The sequence below is a fragment of the Anaeromyxobacter dehalogenans 2CP-C genome (genome assembly GCF_000013385.1).
Classification (GTDB): domain Bacteria; phylum Myxococcota; class Myxococcia; order Myxococcales; family Anaeromyxobacteraceae; genus Anaeromyxobacter; species Anaeromyxobacter dehalogenans_B.
In genome coordinates this window covers 2,326,096-2,348,716 of the sequence record NC_007760.1, presented here as the reverse complement: position 1 = coordinate 2,348,716, position 22,621 = coordinate 2,326,096, and the positions used below count along the sequence as shown (strand labels likewise).

At 75.4% G+C, this 22,621-nt stretch carries 23 protein-coding genes; 13 read left to right on the top strand and 10 right to left on the bottom strand.

Annotated elements, in window-relative coordinates; translation table 11 throughout:
- Window positions 1-67 precede the first annotated feature (67 nt).
- The gene (locus ADEH_RS10825) at window positions 68-898 is read left to right on the top strand and encodes a formate dehydrogenase accessory protein FdhE (protein ID WP_011421138.1); all 831 of its coding nucleotides are present in this window, start codon (window positions 68-70) and stop codon (window positions 896-898) included.
- A gap of 54 nt (window positions 899-952) precedes the next feature.
- Here the strand turns inward: ADEH_RS10825 and ADEH_RS10820 are convergent, their stop codons facing one another.
- Entirely contained in the window at window positions 953-2,137 is a 1,185-nt protein-coding gene (locus ADEH_RS10820; protein WP_011421137.1) for a 6-phosphofructokinase, read from the bottom strand.
- A gap of 134 nt (window positions 2,138-2,271) precedes the next feature.
- Between ADEH_RS10820 and ADEH_RS10815 the strand changes: the two genes are divergently transcribed.
- The 4 genes from ADEH_RS10815 (at window position 2,272) to ADEH_RS10800 (ending at window position 5,897) form a co-directional block, all read left to right on the top strand.
- Window positions 2,272-3,348 carry a trans-sulfuration enzyme family protein gene (locus ADEH_RS10815; protein WP_041453489.1) on the top strand — a complete coding sequence of 359 codons (1,077 nt, stop codon included), beginning with the start codon at window positions 2,272-2,274 and terminating at the stop codon, window positions 3,346-3,348.
- A gap of 65 nt (window positions 3,349-3,413) precedes the next feature.
- The gene (locus tag ADEH_RS10810) at window positions 3,414-4,571 is read left to right on the top strand and encodes a DUF748 domain-containing protein (RefSeq protein WP_011421135.1); all 1,158 of its coding nucleotides are present in this window, start codon (window positions 3,414-3,416) and stop codon (window positions 4,569-4,571) included.
- On the top strand, window positions 4,568-4,975 hold the full coding sequence (locus ADEH_RS10805; protein WP_011421134.1) for a peptidoglycan-binding domain-containing protein: 408 nt from the start codon (window positions 4,568-4,570) through the stop codon (window positions 4,973-4,975). Before ADEH_RS10810 ends, ADEH_RS10805 begins: the two co-directional genes overlap by 4 nt.
- A 40-nt stretch (window positions 4,976-5,015) precedes the next feature.
- Window positions 5,016-5,897: a hypothetical protein gene (locus ADEH_RS10800; protein WP_011421133.1), complete on the top strand. Its 882-nt coding sequence runs from the start codon at window positions 5,016-5,018 to the stop codon at window positions 5,895-5,897.
- On the opposite strand, the gene ADEH_RS10795 is transcribed toward ADEH_RS10800, so the two are convergent.
- A complete protein-coding gene (locus tag ADEH_RS10795) occupies window positions 5,894-6,475 on the bottom strand; it encodes a TIGR00730 family Rossman fold protein (protein WP_011421132.1) in 582 nt (193 codons plus the stop codon). The genes ADEH_RS10800 and ADEH_RS10795 overlap by 4 nt on opposite strands.
- A gap of 213 nt (window positions 6,476-6,688) precedes the next feature.
- Between ADEH_RS10795 and pepD the strand changes: the two genes are divergently transcribed.
- Complete coding sequence (gene pepD, locus ADEH_RS10790; RefSeq protein ID WP_011421131.1) at window positions 6,689-8,143, top strand: beta-Ala-His dipeptidase; 1,455 nt, start codon at window positions 6,689-6,691, stop codon at window positions 8,141-8,143.
- Here the strand turns inward: pepD and ADEH_RS10785 are convergent.
- Window positions 8,118-8,897, bottom strand: a complete 780-nt coding sequence (locus ADEH_RS10785; RefSeq protein ID WP_011421130.1) for a lysophospholipid acyltransferase family protein — start codon at window positions 8,895-8,897, stop codon at window positions 8,118-8,120. The two genes, pepD and ADEH_RS10785, sit on opposite strands and share 26 nt — an antisense overlap.
- Window positions 8,898-9,012: 115 nt before the next feature.
- On the opposite strand from ADEH_RS10785, the gene ADEH_RS10780 reads away from it, so the two are divergent.
- Entirely contained in the window at window positions 9,013-9,564 is a 552-nt protein-coding gene (locus tag ADEH_RS10780; protein ID WP_011421129.1) for a ribonuclease H family protein, read from the top strand.
- 63 nt (window positions 9,565-9,627) lie between these two features.
- Window positions 9,628-10,644: an aldo/keto reductase gene (locus ADEH_RS10775; RefSeq protein ID WP_011421128.1), complete on the top strand. Its 1,017-nt coding sequence runs from the start codon at window positions 9,628-9,630 to the stop codon at window positions 10,642-10,644.
- 12 nt (window positions 10,645-10,656) lie between these two features.
- Here the strand turns inward: ADEH_RS10775 and ADEH_RS10770 are convergent, their stop codons facing one another.
- From ADEH_RS10770 to ADEH_RS10760, 3 genes are all read right to left on the bottom strand, one after another.
- Complete coding sequence (locus tag ADEH_RS10770) at window positions 10,657-11,184, bottom strand: ferritin-like domain-containing protein (RefSeq protein ID WP_011421127.1); 528 nt, start codon at window positions 11,182-11,184, stop codon at window positions 10,657-10,659.
- Between the two features lie 119 nt (window positions 11,185-11,303).
- Entirely contained in the window at window positions 11,304-11,627 is a 324-nt protein-coding gene (locus ADEH_RS10765) for an FKBP-type peptidyl-prolyl cis-trans isomerase (RefSeq protein ID WP_011421126.1), read from the bottom strand.
- A 99-nt stretch (window positions 11,628-11,726) separates the two neighbouring features.
- Window positions 11,727-12,455 carry an SIMPL domain-containing protein gene (locus ADEH_RS10760; RefSeq protein ID WP_011421125.1) on the bottom strand — a complete coding sequence of 243 codons (729 nt, stop codon included), beginning with the start codon at window positions 12,453-12,455 and terminating at the stop codon, window positions 11,727-11,729.
- Window positions 12,456-12,588: 133 nt separating this feature from the next.
- Between ADEH_RS10760 and ADEH_RS10755 the strand changes: the two genes are divergently transcribed.
- The 5 genes from ADEH_RS10755 (at window position 12,589) to ADEH_RS10735 (ending at window position 18,609) form a co-directional block, all read left to right on the top strand.
- On the top strand, window positions 12,589-12,822 hold the full coding sequence (locus tag ADEH_RS10755; RefSeq protein WP_011421124.1) for a hypothetical protein: 234 nt from the start codon (window positions 12,589-12,591) through the stop codon (window positions 12,820-12,822).
- A 175-nt stretch (window positions 12,823-12,997) separates the two neighbouring features.
- Window positions 12,998-14,548, top strand: coding sequence for a citramalate synthase (gene cimA, locus ADEH_RS10750; protein WP_011421123.1), 1,551 nt, complete (start codon window positions 12,998-13,000; stop codon window positions 14,546-14,548).
- 34 nt (window positions 14,549-14,582) lie between these two features.
- On the top strand, window positions 14,583-15,644 hold the full coding sequence (leuB, locus tag ADEH_RS10745) for a 3-isopropylmalate dehydrogenase (protein ID WP_011421122.1): 1,062 nt from the start codon (window positions 14,583-14,585) through the stop codon (window positions 15,642-15,644).
- 20 nt (window positions 15,645-15,664) lie between these two features.
- The gene (locus ADEH_RS10740; protein WP_011421121.1) at window positions 15,665-16,795 is read left to right on the top strand and encodes an acyltransferase family protein; all 1,131 of its coding nucleotides are present in this window, start codon (window positions 15,665-15,667) and stop codon (window positions 16,793-16,795) included.
- A 191-nt stretch (window positions 16,796-16,986) separates the two neighbouring features.
- Window positions 16,987-18,609, top strand: a complete 1,623-nt coding sequence (locus tag ADEH_RS10735) for a fumarate hydratase (protein ID WP_011421120.1) — start codon at window positions 16,987-16,989, stop codon at window positions 18,607-18,609.
- On the opposite strand, the gene ADEH_RS10730 is transcribed toward ADEH_RS10735, so the two are convergent.
- From ADEH_RS10730 to ADEH_RS10715, 4 genes are all read right to left on the bottom strand, one after another.
- Entirely contained in the window at window positions 18,590-20,026 is a 1,437-nt protein-coding gene (locus ADEH_RS10730; RefSeq protein WP_011421119.1) for a WS/DGAT domain-containing protein, read from the bottom strand. The two genes, ADEH_RS10735 and ADEH_RS10730, sit on opposite strands and share 20 nt — an antisense overlap.
- Window positions 20,027-20,145: 119 nt before the next feature.
- Window positions 20,146-21,369, bottom strand: a complete 1,224-nt coding sequence (locus ADEH_RS10725) for a COG3014 family protein (protein ID WP_011421118.1) — start codon at window positions 21,367-21,369, stop codon at window positions 20,146-20,148.
- Between the two features lie 9 nt (window positions 21,370-21,378).
- Window positions 21,379-21,969: a penicillin-binding protein activator LpoB gene (gene lpoB, locus ADEH_RS10720; protein ID WP_011421117.1), complete on the bottom strand. Its 591-nt coding sequence runs from the start codon at window positions 21,967-21,969 to the stop codon at window positions 21,379-21,381.
- 19 nt (window positions 21,970-21,988) lie between these two features.
- The gene (locus ADEH_RS10715) at window positions 21,989-22,549 is read right to left on the bottom strand and encodes a hypothetical protein (protein WP_011421116.1); all 561 of its coding nucleotides are present in this window, start codon (window positions 22,547-22,549) and stop codon (window positions 21,989-21,991) included.
- Window positions 22,550-22,621: the final 72 nt, after the last annotated feature.

The following is a 22,621-nucleotide window of genomic DNA, read 5'->3' as shown; positions in this document are numbered from 1 at the left end:
ACCCCGAAGCTCCCGGCGACCGGATCCCGGTGCCGGGAGCTTCTCTTTTCGCTACAAGGGTAGGTCCATGGAAACGGAACTCCACGACTGGCTGCGCACCCACCCCTACCTCTCACGGATCGCCGACGTCCAGGCGAGGGTCGAGGACGCCGCGGCGCGCGCCGAGGCCGCCCCCCCGCCCGCGCCGGAGCAGTGGGAGGCCTACCGCGCCGAGTACGGGCGCGGGATCGCGCTCCTGCGCGCCGAGCAAGGGCGCCCCGACGTCGCGGCGCAGGGCGCCGCCGCGCTCGAGCAGGTCATCGCCGCGCTCGACGCCGCGCCGTTGCCCGACGCGGTCGCGGCCGGCGTGCGCGAGCTGAAGGACCGCCTCGCCGGGCGGCCTGCCGACCTGCGCGGGGCGGTCGCGTGGGTGCTCGACGGCGAGCACGCCCAGGCGCCGGCGCAGCCGGGCCTGCTGCGCTACCTGGGCTGGAGCGCGCTGCGGCGGGTGCTCGCGCCCACGGTCGCGGCGTTCCAGGCCTGGCGCGACGAGGACGGGTGGATGCACGCGCACTGCCCCACCTGCGCCGCGCGCCCGGTGGTGGCGCAGCTCGTCCCCGCGGCCGCGGGCCGCGAGCGCCGCCTCGCCTGCGGGTGCTGCGGGACGCGCTGGAAGTTCCGCCGCATCGGCTGCCCGTACTGCGGCAACGCCGCCCCCGAGAAGATCGACGTCTTCGAGGTGGAGGGCGAGGACGGGCTGCGCCTCGACGTCTGCCAGGGCTGCAACGGCTACCTCAAGACCGTGGCCCGCGAGGGCGGGCCGGACCTGCTGCTCGCGGACTGGACCACGCTCCAGCTCGACGCGCTCGCCCGCGAGCGCGGCTACAAGCGGCTCGGGACGTCGCTCTACGAGCTGTAGGCCAGCGGGAGCGCCGGCCCGCCCCGGGCGCGCAGGGGCGGGCGCCGCGGCCGGTCAGATCTTGTTGAGGAACACCGGCAGGCCGCGCTTGTTCGCGTAGATCGGCCGCAGGCGGTCGGTGTTGTACATGCTCGCCACGTCCACCTTGCGGGGCCCGAGCTTCGGGTCGGGGATGGGCACGAGGTCGTAGCGCCCGTCCACCAGCGCCGACATGAGGCCGCTCTTCCCCTCCAGCACCGCGTCGAACGCCATGGTGCCGAAGGTGTACGCGATGAGCTTGTCGATGAAGTCGGGATCGCCGGAGCGCAGGTCGTAGGTCAGGTCGGAGACGATCGTCTCCTCGCCCGTCCGCCGCTTGATCTCGTCGGAGAGCGACTCGCCCACGCTGGCCTTCTTGCGGTGGCCGAACGCGTCCGCGTCGCCGTACTCCTGCACCGCGTAGCCCTCCCACTGCGCGCCCTCGGAGAGCACGATGAGCGCGTAGCCGGAGGGGTTCTCGCGCTTGTCGGTGACGAGCAGGTCCACCACGTGCTCGATCTTCGGCTTGTGCTCGGGGATGAGGCAGCGGATGGAGGTGACGTAGGCGGTGTAGAGCGAGGTGAAGCCCGCGTCGCGGCCGAACACCCGGAACACGCCGATGCGCTCGTGCGAGCCGACGGTGGTGCGCTGGCGCTCGATCGCGTCCATGGCGCGGGTGATCGCGGTCGAGAACCCGATGCAGTACTCGGTGTTCCGGACGTCGTTGTCCATGGTCTTCGGGATCGCGATGACCTTGAACCCGAGGTCGTGGAGCCGGGCGGCGTAGGACAGCGTGTCGTCGCCGCCGATGGCGAGCAGGTAGTCGAGCCCGAGCGCCTCGAGGTTCGCGAGCACCTGCTTCGAGACGTCGTAGGTGGTGGTGGCCGTCCCGCCCTTGGTGCTGGTCGCGGTCGGGAACGACGTCCCCTGCAGGTGCGGCGGCAGCTTCTTCATCTTCGCGGGGTTCGTCCGCGAGGAGTGGAGGATGGTGCCGCCGGTCCGGTCGATGGTGCGGGTGTTCTCGCGGTCGAGGGGCCAGACGTAGCGCGCCTTGCTGGCGGAGTCGGTGAGGTCGAGGTGGGTGAGCCCCTCCCACCCGCGCCGGATGCCCACGACCTCGATGTCGTGCTCGGCGCCGCGGTACACGACGCTCTTGATCACGCTGTTCAGGCCGGGGACGTCGCCGCCGCCGGTGAGGATGCCGACGCGCTTCTTGGTCATGGCCAGCATCCTAGCCGCGCCCGCGCGCCGGCGCTCGAAACCGGAGCGCGACGCGGGGGTGACCGGGCGGGGGCAAGGGGGCGACCGCGTGCGGCAGCTTGCCGCCGGGGCCGCCCGGGACGAGGATGCGCCGCATGGCCGATCCGCTCCGCCCCGAGACCCTCGCCCTGCACGCCGACGCCGGCCTGGAGGCGTCCGCCGACGTCGCCCCGCCCATCCACCTCTCCACCACGTTCGACGCGGACAACCCGGAGCGCCTCGTCTACTCGCGCGACGACCAGCCGACGCGCCGCCGCCTGGAGGCGGTGCTGGGCGCGCTCGAGGGCGGCGGCGCCGCGGTGGTGTACGCCTCGGGCCTCGCCGCGGTCACGGCGGCCCTGCTGCACCTGCAGCCGCGCCGGGTGGCCCTCGCGCGCGGCGGCTACCACGGGACGCACGCCGCCATCGACGCGCTGGCGCGGCTCGGGGTGGAGAAGGTCCCGCTCGACGCGCCGGTGGGCAAGGGCGACCTCGTCTGGCTGGAGACCCCCCGCAACCCCACCTGCGAGGTGCAGGACGTCGCCGCGCACGCCGCGCGCGCCCACGCGGCGGGCGCGCTGCTGGTGGTGGACGGGACGTTCGCGACGCCGGCGCTGCAGCAGCCGCTCGCGCTCGGCGCCGACCTGGTGATGCACTCGCTCACCAAGTTCCTCTCCGGCCACTCCGACGCGCTCGGCGGCGTCCTGGTGGCGCGCGATCCGGCGCTGGGCGACGCGCTCCGCCGCGCGCGCACGGTGGGCGGCGCGGTCCTGGGCGCGCTCGAGACGTGGCTCGTGCTGCGCGGCGTGCGCACGCTGGGCGTCCGCGTCCGCGCGCAGACCGCGACCGCCACGCGCCTGGCCGAGTTCTTGGCGCCGCGGGTGGCGCGCGTGTGGCACCCCTCGCGGCCCGACTTCCCGGGCCGGGAGCTCGCCGCCCGCCAGATGCGCGGGCCCGGCCCCATGCTCGCGTTCGAGCTCGGCAGCGAGGCCGAGGCGCGGGCGCTCCCCGGCAAGCTAAGGCTGTTCCGCGACGCGACCTCGCTCGGCGGCGTCGAGTCGCTGGTCGAGTGGCGGCGCAAGGTGGACCCCGAGGCGCCCGCGGCGCTCCTGCGCGTGTCGGCGGGCCTGGAGGACCCCGACGACCTCGTCGCCGACCTGGAGCAGGGGCTCCGCGCCGTGGCCGCCGGCTAGGGCGCCCTCCGGGCGGCCGCCGCGCGTGCCGGGACGCGTCCCCGGGGCCATGCTCGAGGGAGGCCATGCGGCGCCGCAACGCCAGACGCCTCGCCGTCGCGCTCGGGATCCTGCTCGTCCTCGGGATCGCGGTCCGGCTGGCGCTCGACCCGATCGCCACCTGGCGCACGCGCAAGGTGCTGGCCGGCCTGGAGGGCATGCGCGGGACCTTCTCCGACGTCGAGATCCGGCTGCTCTCGCTGTCCTACGTCATCCACCACCTCCGCATCGAGAAGGTGGGCGCGGGCGGCGAGGCGCTCCCGTACCTCGAGGTCGAGCGCGCCGAGCTGGGCGTCTACGCGAAGGAGCTGCTGCACGGGCACCTGGTGGCGGGCGTCGAGCTGCGCCGGCCCAAGATGAACCTGCTGGTGGGGAAGGCGCGCGAGGGGACGCAGGCGGCGAAGGAGGCGCCGGAGGCCGGGCGCGGCCTGGAGGCGCTGGCGCCGTTCCGGATCGACCGGGCCGAGGTGAAGGACGGCGAGCTGCTCTGGGTGGACGGCCGCGAGCCGGAGAAGCCGCGGCTCTGGTTCCACGGCATCGAGGCCACGCTCGAGAACTTCGCCACCCGCGCCGCGCTGGCGCGCCGGGAGCCCACCGTGCTCGCCGCGCGCGCCACGCTGCAGCGCTCCGGCACGGTGTCGGTGTTCGCGACCGCGGACCCGCTCGCGAAGCAGCTCACCTTCGCCGGGCAGGGCACGGTCACCGGGCTGCGGCTCGCGGAGCTGGGCGAGCTGCTCGACGCGAAGACCGATCTCGTGCCGGAGAAGGGGACGCTCGACCTGTACGTGTCGTTCCGCGCCGAGGACGGGCGGCTCTCCGGCGGCGTGCGCCCCCTGGTGAAGGACGCGGCGCTGAAGGCGGGCGCGTCCGGCCTGGGCACGCGCCTCAAGGCGATGCTCGCCGACGCGTCGCTGCACCTGTTCTCGGACGAGCGCGGCGGGAAGGAGGTCGTCGCGACCACCATCCCGATCGAGGGGAGCGTGAAGGGCCCGCAGGTGCAGGCGGTGCCGACGATCCTGGGCGTGCTGCGGAACGCGTTCGTCCGCGGGCTCGCCGGCGGCCTCTCGGGCCTGCCGCCGCCGAAGGCGAAGGAGAAGCAGGGCACGCTGGAGCAGGCGCGGCGGGCGCTGTCGCCGGGGCACGGGCCGCCTCGGGCGCAGCCGCGGAAGGGAGAGAAGCGGTGAGGCCATGGCGCGCGGTCGCGCTGGCGGCGGCGCTCGGCTGCGCCGCCCGGGGCAAGCAGGAGCCGGTGCGCCCGCCGCCCACCGGCGCGCCCGAGGCGCCGGACCGCCGGGAGGAGCGCGGCGTCCCCCCGCGCGGCGAGCGCCCGCGCGTGCCGGCCTCGCCCGAGGCGCTGCTCGCCCCGGGCGCGGTGGGCGAGATCCAGGACGCGCTGCGCGATCGCGGCTACCTCGGCGCGCACCGCCGCGGCGAGCTCGACCGCGCCACCAGCGCCGCGCTCCGCCGCTTCCAGGAGGCGCAGGGGCTCGCCGCCACCGGCGCGCCGGACCGAGAGACGCTGCGGCGGCTCCACGTCGATCCCGCGCGGGCCTACGGGCGCGACGAGCGCGGCGCCGGCGGCTCGTGACGGCGCCCCCGCCGCGCGCCGCCGCTGGTACAGTCCCCGCGTGCGCTACTGCGAGGGACGGCCGGAGTCGGGCGCGCGCCCGCTCACGCCCGGCGAGCGGGCCTGGGCGGCCGCGCTGCGGCGCCGGCTGGCGGTCCGCGCCGGGCTGGCCGCGCTGGCGGGGCCGCTCGCGCTCGCGACCGTCCCGCTCGCGCCGTGGTTCGCGCGCCACGTGGTGCGCCTCGGCGAGCGCATGGCCTACGCCGCCGGCACCGGGTGGATGGGGCTGGTGCTGCTGCTCGGCGTGCCCGCCACCGTGCTGCTGGTGCGCGACGGCCTCCGCGCCTGGCGGACGCTGGCCCGCGATCTCGACGAGGGCGTCGCGGTGCGCTTCGGCGACGGGGCCGGCGCGCTCGAGGTGCTGCCGCGGAGCGGCCGGGTGCTGCCCGCCGCCGCGCGGGGCCGGGCGCGGCGCGTGGCGGTGGGCGAGGCCGCGGCCGTCCCGGCGGATCCGGTCACCTGGGCGCTGCCGGTCTCGGAGGTGCCGGAGGCGCTGCAGGTCGGCGGCTGGGTGAAGCGCGCCCTGACCCCGGAGGAGAAGGACGAGATCGCGGCGTTCGCGGCGCGGGTGGCGCGCTTCCCCTGGGCGCTCGCGATCCTGACGCTCGGGCTGCTCGCGGCGGCCGCCGGCCGGGCGGGCGCGCACGCGGCCGCGCCCGCCACGGCGGCGCTCTGGGTGCTCGCGGCCGGGCTGGGGTGGTGGCGCGTGGCGAGCGCGCGCTCCATGGCCGCGCAGCTGCGCGCCGACGTGCGCGAGGGCTGGGTGATGCGCGCCACGGCGGGCGCGACCGCCGGCGACGAGATGCTGCCCGCCTCGCGCGCCGCGTGGGCGCGCGGCGGCGCCCCGGCCGCGTGGCGGCTGCGGCGCCGGGCGCGTGTCTAGGGCTTCACGTCGCGGGCCGGCGCCCACTTGTGCTCGGGCGGGCGGTACGCGGCGAGCTTGTCGAGGAGCTCCGCGGGCTCCGCCGCGACCTGCAGCATGGCGCGGTACTCGGGCCGCATGAAGCCCTCCTTCACCGCGTGGTCGGCCATCGCGAGCAGCGGCGCGAAGTAGCCGGCCACGTCCAGCACGCCGAGCGGCTTGCGGTGGATGCCGAGCTGCGCCCAGGTCCAGATCTCGAACAGCTCCTCGTACGTGCCGGCCCCGCCCGGCAGCGCCACGAACGCGTCGGTCAGCTTCGCCATGAGCGCCTTGCGCTCGTGCATGGTCTCGACCACGTGCTGCGCGGTGAGGCGCTGGTGGGCCACCTCGCGCTCGACCAGCGTGCGCGGGATGACGCCCACCACCTCGCCGCCGCCGGCGAGCGCGGCGTCGGCGGCGAGGCCCATGAGGCCCACCCGCCCGCCGCCGAACACCATGCCGATGCCGCGCCGGGCGAGCAGGGCGCCGGTGTCGCGGGCGGCCGCCGCGTACTCGGGCCGGACGCCGCTGGAAGAGCCGCAGAAGATGCAGATCCGCATGGAGGGGAGCGCTCCGGGAGGTGAGGGGCGTCGGTATAGCGCATCGGGCGGACGCCCGCCGCAGGGAGACGCGGGCCGGCCGTCCGTGACGCGAGCCCCGGCGGCCGCGCGCGGGCGTTCCGCCGCGCCGGCTTCCTGCTAGGCTGCGCGCGCACGGAGCCCGCCCGCACGGTGCGGGGACCGCATCCGCGAACCTTCGCCACGGGAGCACGCATGTCCGCCGATCTCGGAACCCTCGAGCCCAGGGCCCTCTGGAGCTACTTCCTCGACCTCTCGCGCATCCCGCGCAGCTCGAAGAACGAGGCGGCGGCCGCCGCCTGGGTCGAGGGGGAGGCGAGGCGGCTCGGCTGCGAGGTGGAGCGCGACGCGATCGGCAACGTGCTGGTGCGCAAGGCCGCCTCGCCCGGCCGCGAGGGCCGGCCCGCCCTGGCGCTGCAGGGCCACCTCGACATGGTGTGCGAGAAGAACGAGGGCACGCCGCACGACTTCGAGAAGGATCCGATCCAGGTGTGGCGCGACGGCGAGGTGCTGCGCGCGCGCGGCACCACGCTCGGCGCCGACAACGGCGTGGGCGTGGCGGCCGCGCTGGCGGTGCTCGCCGCGCGCGACCTCGCCCACCCGGCCATCGAGGCGCTGTTCACGGTGGACGAGGAGACCGGGCTCACCGGCGCGAACAACCTGAAGCCCGGCTGGCTGCGCGCGCCGCGCTTGCTCAACCTCGACAGCGAGGAGGAGGGCGAGCTGACCATCGGCTGCGCCGGCGGCGTGGACACCGTCGCCTCGCGCGCGCTCGCCACCGAGCCGGCGCCGGCCGGCCGGACCGCGCTGCGGCTGCGGGTGATGGGCCTGAAGGGCGGCCACTCCGGCGTGGACATCGCGGCCGGCCGCGGGAGCGCGGTCCGGCTGCTGGGCCAGGTGCTCGAGGCGCTCGCCGCGCGGCACGACCTGCGGGTCGCGGCGCTGAAGGGCGGCAACAAGCGGAACGCCATCCCGCGCGAGGCCTCGGCGGTGGTGCTGGTCGAGCCGGCCCGCGAGGCGGCGCTCCGCGCGGACGCGGCGGCGCTGGAGCGCGACTGGAAGGCGGCGCTGGGCGCGTTCGACCCCGGCCTCGCGATCGCGCTCGAGCCCGGCGCGGCGGCGCGGGTGATCGCCGCCGCCGACGCGCGCGCGGTGATCGGGCTGCTGGTGGCCGGGCCGCACGGCGTGGAGGCGATGAGCCCGGACATCCCGGGGCTGGTGCAGACCTCCACCAACCTCGCGATCGTGGACGCGGACGCGGCCACGGCGCGCGCCGAGGTCTGCTTCCTGACCCGCAGCGCCATCGACGCGTCCAAGCGCGCGCTCGCGGCCCGCATCGCCGCCATCGCGGCGCTGGCCGGGTTCGAGGCGCGGCACTCCGGCGGCTACCCGGGCTGGAAGCCGGAGCCGGGGTCCGGGATGGTGAAGCTGGTGAACGGCGTCCACGAGGAGCTGTTCGGGAAGCCGATGCTGGTGAAGGCCATCCACGCCGGCCTGGAGTGCGGCCTCATCGGCGAGAAGTACCCGGGCATGGAGATGGCCTCCATCGGCCCCAGCATGTGGGACGCGCACACGCCCGACGAGCGCGTCTCGATCGCGTCGGTGGCGGCGTTCTGGCGCCTGCTCACCGCGATCCTGGAGAAGGCCTAGCCGCCGCGGGACCGGGCGGCGCGGCGGGGGCCTCCAGCTCCGCCAGCGCCGCCGCGATCCGGCCGCGCACCTCCTCGCGCAGCGCGTCCACGTCGGCGGGCGTCCGGCCGGCGGTCGGCACCGGCGGGAGGATCCGCACCTGGATGGTGGCGGGCCGGATGGCGGCGCGGTCGGGCGGCATGGCGCGCCACGCGCCGGAGATCGCCACCGGCACGATGGGCACGCCCAGGTCCACCGCCAGGCGGAACGGCCCGGCGTGGAACGGCTGGAGCTGGCCGTCGCGCGTGCGATGCCCCTCCGCGAACAGGCCCACCGGCACGCCCGCCTCCAGCCAGCGCCGCATCGCCGCGAGCGCCACCGCCCCGCTGGCGCGGTCGCCGCGCTTCACCGGCACGTAGCCGGCGAGGTGGAAAGCCCAGCCGAGCCAGGGCAGCCGGAACGCCTCCACCTTACCCAGCCACTTCATGTTGCGGGGCAGGCACGCGACCGCGATCGCGTCCACCAGCGACTGGTGGTTCGGCACGACCACGAACGTGGCGGGCGGCGGCGGCAGCGACCCCTCGATGCGCGCCGGCCAGAGCGGCGCGTGCCGGAGCAGGACCTCGCCGAGCCAGCGCAGCAGCTCGCTCACCGCCATGCGCCGGCGGTCGAACGGCGCGGTGAGCACGAACAGCACGAGCGCGAGCGGGAAGGACACGGCCACCACCGCCGCGGCGAGCGCGTAGGTGAAGGCGGTGGCGAGCAGGCGGCGCATCGTCATCGTGGCACCGGGGACAGGGTAGCGGGCCGGGCGGCAGCCTGGCGACGCCGGGCGGGGCGGGGCGGCGCGCTCGGCCCGCGTCAGGGGGGCGGGGTAGGGTGCGCGCCCCATGTCCCAGGCCCGCTTCATCGCCTTCTCCGACGGCTCGGCGCTCGTGAACCCGGGCGGCCCGGGCGGCACCGGCTACGTGGTGCTCGACCGCGCCCGCCCGGCCTACCGGTTCGGCGGCACGCGCTGGGTCGAGGACGGCCCGAACGCCGTCACCAACAACCGCATGGAGCTGCGGGCGGTGCTGGAGGCGCTGGAGGGGCTCCCGGGCGGCGAGGCGGTCCAGGTCATCTCCGACTCGCGCTACGTGGTGGACGCGCTCTCCCGGTGGATCCACGGCTGGCGCAGGAAGGGCTGGCGCACCGCCAGCGGCGAGCCGGTGCTGAACCGCGATCTCATCGAGGCGCTCGACGCGCGCGCCCGCGACCTGAGCGTCACGTACACCTGGGTGCGCGGGCACGACGGGCACGCCGTGAACGAGGTGGTGGACCAGCTCGCGCAGGCCGCCGCGCGCGGCGTGGCCGGCCCGGGCGAGGCCGAGGTGGTGGCGGCGCTGCGGGCGGAGGCGTTCCTGGCCGGCGGGCCGCCGGCGCCCCGCTCCTCGCGCGCGTAGCCGGCCCGGGCGCGCGGCCGGGCCCTCCCGCCGCGCCCGCGGCGGCCGCATCCTGTGGCGGAGATGCCGCCCCTGACCCGCCGGGACTTCCTCCGCGCCGCGCTCGCCGCGACCGTGATCCCGGCGGTCGGCTGCGGCGGAGGCGCCGGCATGGGCGACGGACGGGGAGGGGGCGCGGACGAGGTCCCGCGCCGTGCGCTGGGCGGCACCGGCGAGACGGTCTCGATCGTCGGGCTGGGCGGCTTCCACCTGGCGGTGCCGCCGTCGGAGCAGGAGAGCCTCCGCATCCTCCGCACCGCGGTGGACGGCGGGATCACGTTCCTCGACAACTGCTGGGACTACCACGACGGCGAGAGCGAGCGGCGCATGGGCAAGGGGCTCCGCGACGGCTACCGCGACCGCGTGTTCCTGATGACGAAGGTGGACGGGCGCACGAAGGAGGCCGCCGCCCGGCAGCTGGACGAGTCGCTGCGCCGCCTCGAGACCGACCATGTGGACCTGCTGCAGCTCCACGAGGTGATCCGCGACGACGACCCGGGCCGGACCTTCGCGCCGGGAGGCGCCGCCGAGGCGCTGCTGGAGGCGCGCCGGGCCGGCAAGGCGCGCTTCCTCGGCTTCACCGGCCACAAGTCGCCGGACGTCCACCTGGCCATGCTGGCGGCCGCCGAGGCCCACGGGTTCCGCTTCGACACCGTGCAGCTGCCGCTCAACGTGCTCGACGCCCACTTCCGCAGCTTCGAGCAGCGCGTGCTGCCGGCGCTGCTGGAGCGGGGCATCGCGCCGCTCGGCATGAAGCCCATGGCCGACGCGCGCATCGTGCAGCGGAACATCGCCTCGGCGGAGGAGTGCTTGCGCTACGCCCTGAGCCTGCCGGTCGCGACCGTGATCACCGGCTGCGACGCGCTGGAGCGGGTGGAGCAGGCGCTGCGGATCGCGCGCGGGTTCCGGCCGCTCGCCGAGGCCGACGTGAACGCGCTGCTCGCCCGCACCGCCCCCGCCGCCGCGAGCGGCGCGGACGAGCGGTACAAGACCACCGACGGCTACGACGCGACCACGCACAACCCGAGCTGGCTCGGGTGAGGCGGGCCCGGCCTACCCCGCGTCGGACCCGGGCTCGTCCGCGTCCTCCTCCTCGAGGTCCGGTCCGGGCGGCAGCTTCTCCATCTTCTCGCGCACCAGCCGCTGGTGCTTCAGCTCCTCGCCCTGCAGCTCGGTGAAGAGCTTGCGCACGTCCGGATCGCGCACCTGCGCGAGCGCGGCGGTGAAGAAGTCGTAGGCCTTCTCCTCGGAGGCGAGCGCGACCTCCATCGCCTGGCGCGCCGACATGAACACGCGCGGCGCGGTCACGTCCGGCGCCTCGACGTCCTCGGTGGCGTCCCGGGAGACGTGCGCCGGCGCGGCGCCGAACAGCTTTGCGCGCCGCTCGGCCAGCTCGGTGCGGTGCCGGGCCTCGTAGCTCGCCATCATGCGGAACATGTCGGACGCGTCGCCGGCGTAGCGGCCGCCCACCAGCTTCGTGAACTCCTCGTACCGCTCCTGCGCCTCCTGCTCGATGCCGATGGCGAGGTCGAGCGCGTCCTGCAGGCTCAGGCTGGCAAAGTCGATGGTCGGGGTCGTCACGGTGCCCTCCGGTCGATCGCGGACGGGGAGCACCTAACGGCGGGCGGGGCGGGTTGCGACGGCCGCCGGGGCCTCCTCTCGGGGGCCCGCGCGGGAGGGCGGCGGCCGGGCGCGGACGCTCAGTAAACCGAGAGCAGCTCGACCTCGAACACGAGCGTCGCGTTGGGCGGGATCTCCGGCGGCGCGCCGCGCGCGCCGTAGGCCAGGTCGGGCGGCAGCGTCAGCTTGCGCTTGCCGCCGACCTTCATGCCGGCGACCCCGCGGTCCCAGCCCTCGATCACCTCGCCGGCGCCGAGCCGGAAGGAGAACGGGCTGCCGCCCACCGACGAGTCGAACTGCTTCCCGTCGAGGAGCCAGCCCGTGTAGTGGACCTCGACCGTCTTGCCCCGGACCGCCTCCGGGCCCTTTCCCTTCACCAGCTCCTCGATCTTCGGCTTGGCCATTCGCGTGCGCTCCTCGACGGGTGTGGCGCGTAGGGTACCCGCGCGCCGCCCGGCGCGCCACGCGGCGCGGCCCGGAGACGGGCGGGCGGCCGGCGCGGCTCAGCGGATGGCGAAGGTGACGCTCACCGTGGCGGCCACCTCGACCTCGCCCGCGGCCACCGGCGCGGCCTCGGCCTTCATCGCCATCACGCGCGCGTCGCGCATGACCGGGAACGGGCGGACCTCGCCGCCCTCGGAGACGGTCAGCACCTCGCCGAGCGTCACGCCGGCGGCGCGGGCGATCGCCTCCGCCTTGAACCTCGCGACCGCGTAGGCGGCGGCGAGGGCGCGGCCCTGCTCCGGCGTGGGGTCCTCCTTCTCGAACGCGAGCGACCGCAGCGTGTTGGAGCCGGCCGCGAGCACGCGCTCGATGACCGTGCCGAGGCTGTCGAGGTCGCGGACCTTCACGCGCAGCTCGTCCGTCACGGTGTAGCCGGTGATGGGCCCGGGGCCGCCGCCCTTCACGTTCCAGTCGCGGTCCACCGAGACGTCGTGGCGCACGGTCTGGACGTCCTTCCCGGCGACGCCGGCGCGGGCCAGGGCGTCGAGGACGCGGCGGAGCTGGGCGTCGGTGTCGGCGGTGACGCGCTTCAGGTCCTTCCCGGTGGCGGTCACGCCGGCGAACAGCACCGCGACGTCCGGGCGCACCGAGACGTGCCCCTCGCCGGAGACGGCGATGACGCGCGGCGATGGGGTGGATGCCGGCGGCGGCGCGGCCGGGACGGGCTGGGCGCGCGGGGCGGCGGGCGCGAGGGCGAGGGCGGCTGCGAGGGCCAGGGTGCGGAACATGGTGCGACCTCCGGTGCGGGTTCGGCGGTAGGAACGCCCGGGGGCCGGATCCGATCTAGACCCCGACGGGGTCAAGGCCGGGCGCGCTTCCGCGGGTGACGCCCGCGGGCTGGGACCGTAGAATCCCCGCCCCTTGGAAGCCTTCCTCGACCCCTCGAAGCCGCTCCACTGGATCGTCGCCGCGGTGCTGCTCGTCTCCGGCCTGGTCTGCGCCTGGATCGGCGTGCGCGACGGGTTCTTGCGCCGCCGCATGCCCACCAGCGGCGGGCTGCTCACCGGCGGGAAGGCGCTCGCCGCGGGCGTGCTGTACCTCGCCACCGGCCTCGCCGGCGTGGTGGGGGCGCTCCTGTTCGCGTTCCGGCGGTGACGCGCGGCCCGCCGCCCGCACGCAACGTGGCGGATCGACGCAACCATCCGGGTCGTGTATCGTGCACGGTCCAGCCCCGTCGGGGGCTCGACCACAGCGGACGGCGGGACGGCCGCGGCGCGACGGGCGCCGGCGGTCGGGGACGCGTCGTCCGCAGCGCGCGGAAGGAACGCGGATGATCCAGATCTACGACACCACGCTGCGGGACGGCACCCAGCGCGAGGGCATCTCGCTCTCGTGCGAGGACAAGCTCCGGATCGCGCGCCGGCTCGACGAGCTCGGGGTGACGTTCATCGAGGGCGGGTGGCCCGGGTCGAACCCCAAGGACGCCGAGTTCTTCGAGCGGGCCCGCGACCTGCCCTGGAAGCACGCCCGGATCGCCGCGTTCGGCTCGACCTGCCGCGTGGGCGGCGGGCCCGAGGACGACGCGAACATCCGCGCGCTCCTGGACGCCGGCACCCCCGCCTGCACGGTGGTGGGCAAGACCTGGACGCTGCACGTCACCGAGGTGCTGCGCACCACCTTCGACGAGAACCTCCGCATCATCGAGAAGAGCCTGGCGTACCTGCGCGCCCAGGGGCGGCGGGTGATCTACGACGCCGAGCACTTCTTCGACGGCTGGCGCGCGGATCCGGCCTACGCGCTCGAGACGCTCCGGGCGGCGGTGCGCGGCGGGGCCGAGACGCTGGTGCTCTGCGACACCAACGGCGGCTCGCTGCCCTGGCAGATCGGCGAGACGGTCGCGAAGGTGAAGGCCGCGCTCGGCCACCCGCTCGGCGTCCACTGCCACAACGACTCCGAGTGCGCGGTGGCGAACTCGCTCGCCGCGGTGCACGCCGGCGCGGTGCAGGTCCAGGGCACGATCAACGGCTACGGCGAGCGCTGCGGCAACGCGAACCTCTGCTCGATCATCCCGGCGCTGGAGCTGAAGGCGGACGCGCGCTGCCTGCCGGACGGCAAGCTCTCCGAGCTGTACGAGGTCTCGCACTTCGTGGCCGAGGTCGCGAACCTCGCGCCGGACGAGCACCTCGCCTACGTGGGCCGGTCCGCGTTCGCGCACAAGGGCGGGATCCACGTCGCGGCCATGCGGCGGAGCGCGACCAGCTACCAGCACGTGGACCCGGAGAAGGTCGGCAACGCCATGCGCGTCGTGGTGAGCGAGCTGTCCGGCCGCGGGAACCTGCTCTCCAAGGCGGAGGAGTACGGCATCGCGCCGGACTCGATCGCCGACGTCGGCGCGGTGCTGAACGAGATCAAGGCGCTCGAGTCGAAGGGCTTCGCGTTCGAGGCGGCCGAGGCGTCGGTGGCGATGCTGATGCGCCGCCAGCAGCCGGGCCACCGCGCGCCGTTCGAGCTGGTGGACTTCCTCGTCAACGTGGAGCACCGCACCGGCCGCGGCATCTTCTCCGAGGCGATGGTGAAGGTGCGGGTCGGCGAGGAGGTGCTGCACACCGCCGCCGAGGGCAACGGCCCGGTGGACGCGCTCACCGCGGCGCTGCAGAAGGCGCTGGTGGCGCACTACCCCCAGGTCGAGGAGCTGCACCTCTCGGACTACAAGGTCCGCATCCTCGACGGGCAGCACGGCACCGCGGCGATCACGCGGGTGCTCATCGACATGCAGAAGGGGCCGCGCCGCTGGAGCACGGTGGGCGCGAGCCAGAACATCATCGAGGCGAGCTGGATCGCGCTGGTGGACGCGGTCGAGTACGGGCTCGCGCTCGCCTGAACCTCACACGCAGGAACCGAAGGAGACACGCAGCGTGAACGCGAAGATCGTGGTGCTGCCGGGCGACGGGATCGGGCCGGAGGTGACGGCCGAGGCGGTGCGGGTGCTGGAGGCGGTGGCGCGCCGGGGAGGGCACGCGCTCTCGTTCACCGAGCGGCTGATGGGCGGCTGCTCCATCGACGCGCACGGGACCGCGCTCACCCCCGAGGTGCTCGCCGACTGCCAGGCGGCCGACGCGGTGCTGCTCGGCGCGGTGGGCGGGCCGAAGTGGGACGACCCGCGCGCCAAGGTGCGTCCGGAGCAGGGGCTGCTCGGCCTGCGCAAGGGCCTCGGCGTCTTCGCGAACCTGCGCCCGGTGCGCGTCCACCCGAGCCTGCTCGACTCGTCGCCGCTCCGCCCGGAGAAGCTCCGCGGCGTGGACATCATGGTGATCCGCGAGCTGACGGGCGGCCTCTACTTCGGCCAGCCCAAGGGGCGCGACGTGAAGGACGGCCACGCGCGCGCGGTGGACACGCTCGAGTACCAGGACTTCGAGGTGCGCCGGGTGGTGGAGCTCGCGTTCCGCATCGCCAAGGGGCGCAAGAAGAAGGTCACCAGCGTGGACAAGGCGAACGTGCTCGAGTCCTCGCGGCTCTGGCGCGAGCTCGCGACCGCCATCGGGCAGGCCAACCCCGACGTCGCGCTCGACCACATGCTGGTGGACACCGCCGCCATGCGGCTCGTCACCAGCCCGGCCACCCTCGACGTGGTCGTCACCGAGAACATGTTCGGCGACATCCTCACCGACGAGGCCTCGGTGCTGGCCGGCTCGATGGGCATGCTCCCGTCCGCCTCCATCGGCGAGCAGGGCCCGGGCCTCTACGAGCCCATCCACGGCTCCGCCCCGGACATCGCGGGCAAGGGCATCGCGAACCCGGTGGGCACGGTGCTCTCCGCCGCGCTGCTGCTCCGCCACTCGCTCGGCCTCGAGCCGGAGGCGGCGGCCATCGAGCGCGCGGTGGACCAGACCATCACCGACGGCTGCCGCACCGCCGACCTGGGCGGGAAGCTCTCCACCCGCGCCATGGCCGACGAGATCCTGAAGCGGCTCGCCTGACCACGCGTCCGGACGCCGCCATGCCCGCCGGCCCACGCGGCCCGCTCCCCGCGCTCGACGGGCTGCGCGGGCTGGCCATCGGCGGCGTCCTCGCCTGCCACCTGCTCAACGCCTGGCCCGGCGACGGCGCCTGGGAGCGGCGCGCGGTGGCGGCGCTCGGCCTGGGCTGGACCGGGGTGGACCTGTTCTTCGTCCTCTCCGGCTTCCTCATCACCGGCGGCCTGGTGGACACGCTCGGCCAGCGCGGCTGGTGGCGCGGCTTCCTGGTCCGGCGCGCGCTCCGCATCTTCCCGCTCTACTACCTCGCGCTGGCCGCGTTCGCGGCGGCCGGGCCGGCGCTCGGCCTCGTCGATCCCTGGACGTTCGGCCGCTGGGGCTGGTGGTACTGGAGCTACCTCGGCAACTGGGCCTACGCGGCGCGCCAGGTCATCCCGGCGCTCTCGCACTTCTGGTCGCTCGCGGTCGAGGAGCAGTTCTACCTGGCGTGGCCGCTGGTGGTGCTGCTCGCGCGCGGGCGGGCGCTCGCGGCGGCGTCGGCCGCGCTCGTCTGCGCCGGGCCGGCGCTGCGGTGGCTCATCGTGGACTCGGGGCTGCCGGTGGGGAGCGCCTACCGGCTCACCCCGGGCCGGGTGGACGCGCTCGCCATGGGCGCGCTCGTCGCGGTGCTGGCGCGCGCCGCGGGCGGCGCCGGCCTGCTGCGGCGCGCGTGGCTCCCCGCGGCGGCGGCCGGCGCGGCCGGGTTCGCGGCGCTCGGGCTGCCGCACGGGTTCGACATGCACGCGCGGCCGCTCGAGATCTGGAGCCACCTGTGGCTGGCGCTCGCGTTCGGCGGCCTGGTGGCGGGCGCGGTCGCGACCGCGGGCGCCGATCACCCGCTCCGCCGCGCGCTGTCGGCCGGGCCGCTCCGGGCGCTCGGCCGGTACAGCTACGGGCTCTACGTCGTGCACTACCTCGTGCACGTGGGCGCGCTCGGCGCGCTGCGGGCGCGGCCGTGGGGCGCGGCGCTGCTCGCCTCCCGCACCGGCTACGCCGCCTACGCGGCCGCCGCGCTGGCCGCCTCGCTGCTGCTCGCCTGGGGGAGCTTCCACCTGGTGGAGAAGCGCTTCCTCGCGCTCAAGGACCGGCTCGCGCCGCGCCGCGCCGCGGCGTAGGCGCCGCGCCGGCGCGCCCGCGCAGGGCGCGAAAGCGGACCGGTCCGGGCGAGAATCCGCGCGCGATCGGGGCTCAGCGGCGCATCGACACCGGCCGCCGTCCTGTGCTTTCCTGCGGGCCCCGGGCACCGAGAGCGCACCGGCCCGCGTTTCGACTTCCCACCCCGTTCGCCCGCGAAGGAGAGGCACCCATGGCGACTCCCGCGTTCCAGTACCAGGACCCGTTCCCCGTCTCGAAGGACGCGACCAAGTACCGGCTCCTCACCAAGGAGGGCGTGTCGGTCGGGACGTTCGAGGGCAAGGAGATCCTGAAGGTCGAGCCCTCGGCGCTCACCCGGCTCGCGCGCGAGGCGATGCGCGAGGTGTCGTTCTTCCTCCGCCCCGAGCACAACGAGCAGGTCGCGAAGATCCTCTCCGACCCCGAGGCCTCGCAGAACGACAAGGGCGTGGCGATCGCGTTCCTCAAGAACGCCGAGATCGCCGCCCGCGGCGAGCTGCCCATCTGCCAGGACACCGGCACCGCCACCATCGTGGCGAAGAAGGGGCAGCAGGTCTGGACCGGCGTGAAGGACGAGCAGTACCTGTCGGAGGGCGTGTACCTCACGTACACCGGCGAGAACCTCCGCTACTCGCAGACCTCCGCGCTCGACATGTACCGCGAGGTGAACACCGGCACGAACCTGCCGGCGCAGATCGACGTCCTCGCCACCGAGGGCGCCGAGTACAAGTTCCTGTTCGTCGCGAAGGGCGGCGGGTCGGCCAACAAGACCATGCTGTTCCAGGAGACCAAGGCGCTCCTCACGCCGGAGAAGCTGGAGAAGTTCCTGGTGGACAAGATGAAGTACCTCGGCACCGCCGCCTGCCCGCCGTACCACATCGCGGTGGTGGTGGGCGGCACGAGCGCCGAGACCTGCCTGAAGACGGTGAAGCTCGCCTCGACCAAGTACTACGACGGGCTCCCCACCGAGGGGAACGCGCACGGCCAGGCGTTCCGCGACCTGGAGCTGGAGCAGCGGCTGCTCGAGGCGGCCAACAAGCTCGGCATCGGCGCGCAGTTCGGCGGCAAGTACTTCGCGCACGACATCCGCGTGGTCCGGCTGCCGCGCCACGGCGCGTCCTGCCCGGTGGGCATGGCGGTGTCCTGCTCGGCCGACCGCAACGTGAAGGCCAAGATCAACAAGGAAGGGCTCTGGATCGAGGAGCTCGACCACGCCCCCGCCCGCCTCATCCCGCTCGAGCTGAAGAAGGGCAAGCACGAGCACGGCGTGAAGGTGGACCTCAACAAGCCGATGAAGGAGATCCTGGCCGAGCTGACGAAGTACCCGGTCTCGACCCCGCTGCTCCTCACCGGCACGCTGGTGGTGGCCCGCGACATCGCGCACGCCAAGTTCAAGGAGCTGATCGACCAGGGCAAGGGCGTGCCCGAGTACCTGAAGAACCACCCGGTGTACTACGCCGGCCCCGCCAAGACGCCGCCGGGCAAGCCGTCCGGCTCGTTCGGCCCGACCACCGCCGGCCGCATGGACTCGTACGTGGACCTGCTGCAGTCGCACGGCGCGTCGATGGTGATGATCGCGAAGGGCAACCGCAGCCAGCAGGTGACCGACGCGTGCAAGAAGCACGGCGGCTTCTACCTGGGCTCGATCGGCGGTCCCGCCGCGGTGCTGGCCGAGGAGAACATCAAGAAGGTGGAGTGCATCGACTTCGCCGAGCTCGGCATGGAGGCCGTCTGGAGGATCGAGGTCGAGGACTTCCCCGCGTTCATCCTGGTGGACGACAAGGGGAACGACTTCTTCAAGAAGCTGGGGATGTAGCCGGCCTCGCCTCGATCACCCGCACCCTCCGGCCGGCAGGCGCGCCCGCGAAGGCCGCCTGCCGGCCGGCGTGTTCCGGGGCCGCGGCGGCGGCCCGGTCGCGCCCGGCCCGCGCCGGCCGCGGGGCGAGCGACGCCAGCTCCTCGTCGATGGCCTGCGCGAGCGCCCGCGGCTCCAGCGGGAACGCCGTGTCGGCCCGCACGCCCACCGTCACCTGGCCGGCGTAGCTGAGCAGGCTCACGCCCAGGCCCAGCGCGGCGGGGTGCGGGACCCAGAACAGCAGCTCGTCCACCCGCCGGCCGCCGAGGTGAAGCCGCCGCGCGGGCCCGGGGACGTTCGTCACCACCATCGACGCCTTGCGCGAGAAGAAGGCGGTGCCGAGCCGCTCCAGCGCGGCCGGGGCGAGGCCGAGCGCGCCGAGGATCCCGAGCGCCACCCACGCGTCCGGGCTGCGCTTCACCGCGGCGGTGCGGCCACGCAGCAGCTCGAGGCGCTCGTCGAGCGCGAGCGGCTCGATGGGCAGATCGAGGAACACCAGCCCGAACTGGTTGCCGAGCGGCGCGCCGGCCGCCGGCGGCCCGGCGCGCAGGTTCACCGGCACGAGCGCGCGGACGTCGTCCGGCAGCGGCCCGGGCGCGCCGGGCGCGGCCGGGTCGCGGAGCACGCGGGAGAGCGCGCCGGAGAGCGCCGCGAGCAGGGCGTCGTTGACGGTGGCGCCGCCGGCGTGGGCGGCGTCGCGCAGGGCGGCGAGCGGCCAGGGGCGGGACCAGGACGTCCGGCGCAGGCCGGTGAGCGCCGGCGGGGCGAGCCGGCCGCGCGCCTCGGGCAGCGTCGCCATCCTCCAGAGCGAGCCGACCGCGGCCAGCGGGTCCCCGAGCAGCGCCCGGGCGCCGCGCCGGAGCGGGTCGAGCGCCGCGGCGGCGGTCGGCGGCGGGGTGGCCTCGGGCGGCGCGCCGCGCCCGGCGCGCTCGTCGGAGAGGCCGAGCAGCACGGTGAGGAGCGCGAACCCGTCCGCCATGCAGTGGTGGAGCTTCACCAGCACCGCGCTCTCCTCGCCGCCCTCGATCAGGCAGGCGCGCCAGGGCGGCCGGCCCGGCGCGAGCGGCCGGGTGGCGGCCTCGGACACCACCTCCTCGAGCGCCTCGCGCCCGTCGCCGCGCAGCGTCCGCGCGCTCAGGTGGCGCGCGAGCGAGAAGTGCGGGTCGCGCTCCCACACCGGCTGCCCCAGCGCGCCGGTGTCCACCACGCGCGCGCGGAACCGCTCGTGCGTCACGAGGCGGTCCTGCAGCAGGGCGCGGAGCCGCGCCTGGGAGAGGGGGCCGTCGAGGCGCAGCAGCGCGACGATGTCGGCGGTGTTCTCGGGTCGGTCCATGTGCAGCCAGGCGGCGTCCACCCGGCTCATCGGCTCGCGGGTCATCGTTGGCTCCTGGCCGGATCCTGCGGCGAAACGGCGCCGGCGCGGAGGGTCCGGGTGGGAGCCCGGGCGACGTGACGCAGGGGAGGGGGCGGCCTCGCGTGCGCCCGGAGCGCGTGCGCTCAGTACCGCCGCTCCACCAGCAGGGTCACGCGGCCGGGCCGGACCGCCACGGTCCGGCGGAGCACCTTGCCCCCGCTGCGGATCTCCACCTCGTGCGTGCCCGCCGGAAGGCGCAGGCGGGCCACCTGCAGCTCGGCCGGCAGCGACAGCCAGCTCCGCCGGTCGGCCTCGCTGGTCGAGGTCAGGGCGAGGAACGTGAGCCAGCCGAGCACCTCGCTGTCGGTGGCCTCGCCGACCGCCGCGGCGACGCCCCCCTTCAGCACCGTGCTCGCCACCGCCTTGGCGGCGATGCGGCCGATGCGCTCCGACAGGTGCACCTGCGCCACCTCCTCGATGGACGTGACGGTGACCGCGTCGGCGCGGCGGGCGCCGGCCTCCAGGGTGGCGGCGTCTCGCACCCACGGGCGCGTCACGTACACCGGGACCACCAGGAGCTCCGGCCCGGCGCCCTGCCGGCTGGAGCGCTTCTCCGGGGAGAGGCCGGCCTCGAGCACGAGCACGACCTGGCCCTCCTCGGCGCCGAGCGGATCCGCGCCGAGGGCGGGGCGCGCCGCGGCGAGCGCGTCGGCCTCGTCGGCGCGGCCGGTGGCGCGCGCCAGCCGCAGCGCGGGCTCGGCGAGCGGGCCGAGCTCCGGCGCGAGGCGCAGGGCGTCGGCGTAGTCGATGTACGCCGAGTCGGGGTTGCCCGAGTCCTCCCACAGCACGCCGCCCAGGTAGCGCGCCACGGCGAGCTGCTGGTAGGGCTTCTTCTCCTCCTGCACCATCTTGCGGAGCCGCTCGTCCACCCGGCGCACCTCCACCAGCGCGTCCTCGTCCTCGCCGAGGGCGGCGTAGTTGAGCGCCTGGACGACGTTGATCATCAGCTTCTCGAAGTCCTCGCCGCGGTAGGCGCGGGCCTGCTCGTTCTCGAGCAGCGCGCGCCCCTCCTCGCTCACGGAGATCGCCTCCAGCGAGGCGGCGAGCCGCTCGGCGCGGGCGAGCACCGGGAGGCTCTCCTCCCAGCGCCGCCCCGCGTGCAGGATCATCCCCTGATCGAGCAGCGCGAGCAGGCGGTCGCGCTCGGGCCCGCGGCGGACCTCCTCCCCGGCGAGCGCCGCGGCGCGCTCGTGGTCGCCGGCCTGGTACGCCTCGCGCATCGCGCGCGTGCGCGAGACGTAGTCCCCGGCGCAGCCGGAGCCGAGCACGGCCCCGAGCGCGATCGCGGCCGCGCGGGCGCGGCGCACGGCGGCCTCCTACCAGCCCACCGACTGCTTGCGGAACTTCTTCCGCAGCTCCTTCTCGTCGGTCCAGGTGATGAGCCCGGTCCGGAGGTCGGTGAGCTGCATGGTCATCTTGTAGTAGACGACCTTGTCCGCGCCGACCTCCTGCACGATCGACGCGATCTGCCCGGTGAGGACGTAGTCGGCGCCGACCTGGGCGCCGGGGCCCTTGGCGGTGTCCTTCGCGACCATGCCGGACTGCTGGTAGTCGTACTCCGCGGCGATCTGCTCGCGCGCCGCCGCGTCGGCGAACGCGAAGCGGCCGGACCGCTGCAGCTCGACGCGGACCTTGTCGGCGAGCGACTCGGTGTCGATGTGCTCGGAGGTCTTGTTCCGGACGCGGCCCACCACCAGCACCGGCCGGCCCGGCAGGGCCTGCACCGCGGGCGCGCCGAGCAGCGAGCCGGTCATCTTCTTCGCGATGAGCTGCAGGTCGTTCTCGTTGAACTGGTCGGACAGCAGCTCGATGGTGTTCGGATCCTGGTACGCGCCGCGGGTGAAGGCCCGCGGGCCGCAGGCGGCGGCGAGCGCGGCGGCGGCGATCAGCGGGAGCATGCGGGGCATGGCGTCCCTCCTGGCGGCGCTACAGGCGCACGCCGAGGCCGAGGAAGATGCGGTGGGTGACGGTGGTGTCCTGCTCCACCGGGACGTCGAGCGCGTAGTGGAGGCCGAGCACGAAGCGGTCGCTCGCCTCCAGCTCGGCGCCGACCTGCGGGCTCAGGCCGAAGCGGCTCCGGCCGTTCCAGTGCATCACGCCGCCCTTCACCCCGGCGCTCAGCGAGAACGGCGACGCCGGGGTGCGCAGGCGCGGCCCCACCAGCACCAGCGTCCGCTCGAGGTCGAAGTCGTACGCGCCGGTCAGCTCGAGCAGCAGCCAGTCGTCGGGCGACCAGGCGAGGTCGGCGCCGAGGAAGTAGGGCCGGTCGTGGAGCGGGTAGCCCGGGCCCTCGCTGGTGATGGCGCCGCCCGCGTCGAAGCTGAGCTGGAAGGCGCCCGGGCCGGGCGCGCGGCGGTAGCCGCCCTGGCCCACCTCGGAGCCCTCCGGGCCGTCGGTCCTCCCGGGCGGCGCCGGCGCCTGCGCCCAGCCCAGCGCGGGCAGCGCGGCCACGAGGAACGCTGCAGCGGAACGGAGCGGTCGAGCCATGGCGAGCCCCCTCTCGCGCGGTCGAGTGCCGTCGTCCTCGCGTATCCCCCCTCGCGGGGCACCGGCGCAAGA

Coding starts and splice junctions, on each gene's coding strand:
- ADEH_RS10775 (WP_011421128.1), top strand. CDS start 9,628: ATGCCGCCCCTGACCCGCCGGGACTTCCTCCGCGCCGCGCTCGCCGCG.
- cimA (WP_011421123.1), top strand. CDS start 12,998: ATGATCCAGATCTACGACACCACGCTGCGGGACGGCACCCAGCGCGAG.
- ADEH_RS10815 (WP_041453489.1), top strand. CDS start 2,272: ATGGCCGATCCGCTCCGCCCCGAGACCCTCGCCCTGCACGCCGACGCC.
- ADEH_RS10825 (WP_011421138.1), top strand. CDS start 68: ATGGAAACGGAACTCCACGACTGGCTGCGCACCCACCCCTACCTCTCA.
- ADEH_RS10765 (WP_011421126.1), bottom strand. CDS start 11,627: ATGGCCAAGCCGAAGATCGAGGAGCTGGTGAAGGGAAAGGGCCCGGAG.
- ADEH_RS10730 (WP_011421119.1), bottom strand. CDS start 20,026: ATGACCCGCGAGCCGATGAGCCGGGTGGACGCCGCCTGGCTGCACATG.
- pepD (WP_011421131.1), top strand. CDS start 6,689: ATGTCCGCCGATCTCGGAACCCTCGAGCCCAGGGCCCTCTGGAGCTAC.
- lpoB (WP_011421117.1), bottom strand. CDS start 21,969: ATGCCCCGCATGCTCCCGCTGATCGCCGCCGCCGCGCTCGCCGCCGCC.
- ADEH_RS10795 (WP_011421132.1), bottom strand. CDS start 6,475: ATGCGGATCTGCATCTTCTGCGGCTCTTCCAGCGGCGTCCGGCCCGAG.
- ADEH_RS10810 (WP_011421135.1), top strand. CDS start 3,414: ATGCGGCGCCGCAACGCCAGACGCCTCGCCGTCGCGCTCGGGATCCTG.
- ADEH_RS10785 (WP_011421130.1), bottom strand. CDS start 8,897: ATGCGCCGCCTGCTCGCCACCGCCTTCACCTACGCGCTCGCCGCGGCG.
- ADEH_RS10820 (WP_011421137.1), bottom strand. CDS start 2,137: ATGACCAAGAAGCGCGTCGGCATCCTCACCGGCGGCGGCGACGTCCCC.
- ADEH_RS10760 (WP_011421125.1), bottom strand. CDS start 12,455: ATGTTCCGCACCCTGGCCCTCGCAGCCGCCCTCGCCCTCGCGCCCGCC.
- ADEH_RS10740 (WP_011421121.1), top strand. CDS start 15,665: ATGCCCGCCGGCCCACGCGGCCCGCTCCCCGCGCTCGACGGGCTGCGC.
- ADEH_RS10780 (WP_011421129.1), top strand. CDS start 9,013: ATGTCCCAGGCCCGCTTCATCGCCTTCTCCGACGGCTCGGCGCTCGTG.
- ADEH_RS10715 (WP_011421116.1), bottom strand. CDS start 22,549: ATGGCTCGACCGCTCCGTTCCGCTGCAGCGTTCCTCGTGGCCGCGCTG.
- ADEH_RS10735 (WP_011421120.1), top strand. CDS start 16,987: ATGGCGACTCCCGCGTTCCAGTACCAGGACCCGTTCCCCGTCTCGAAG.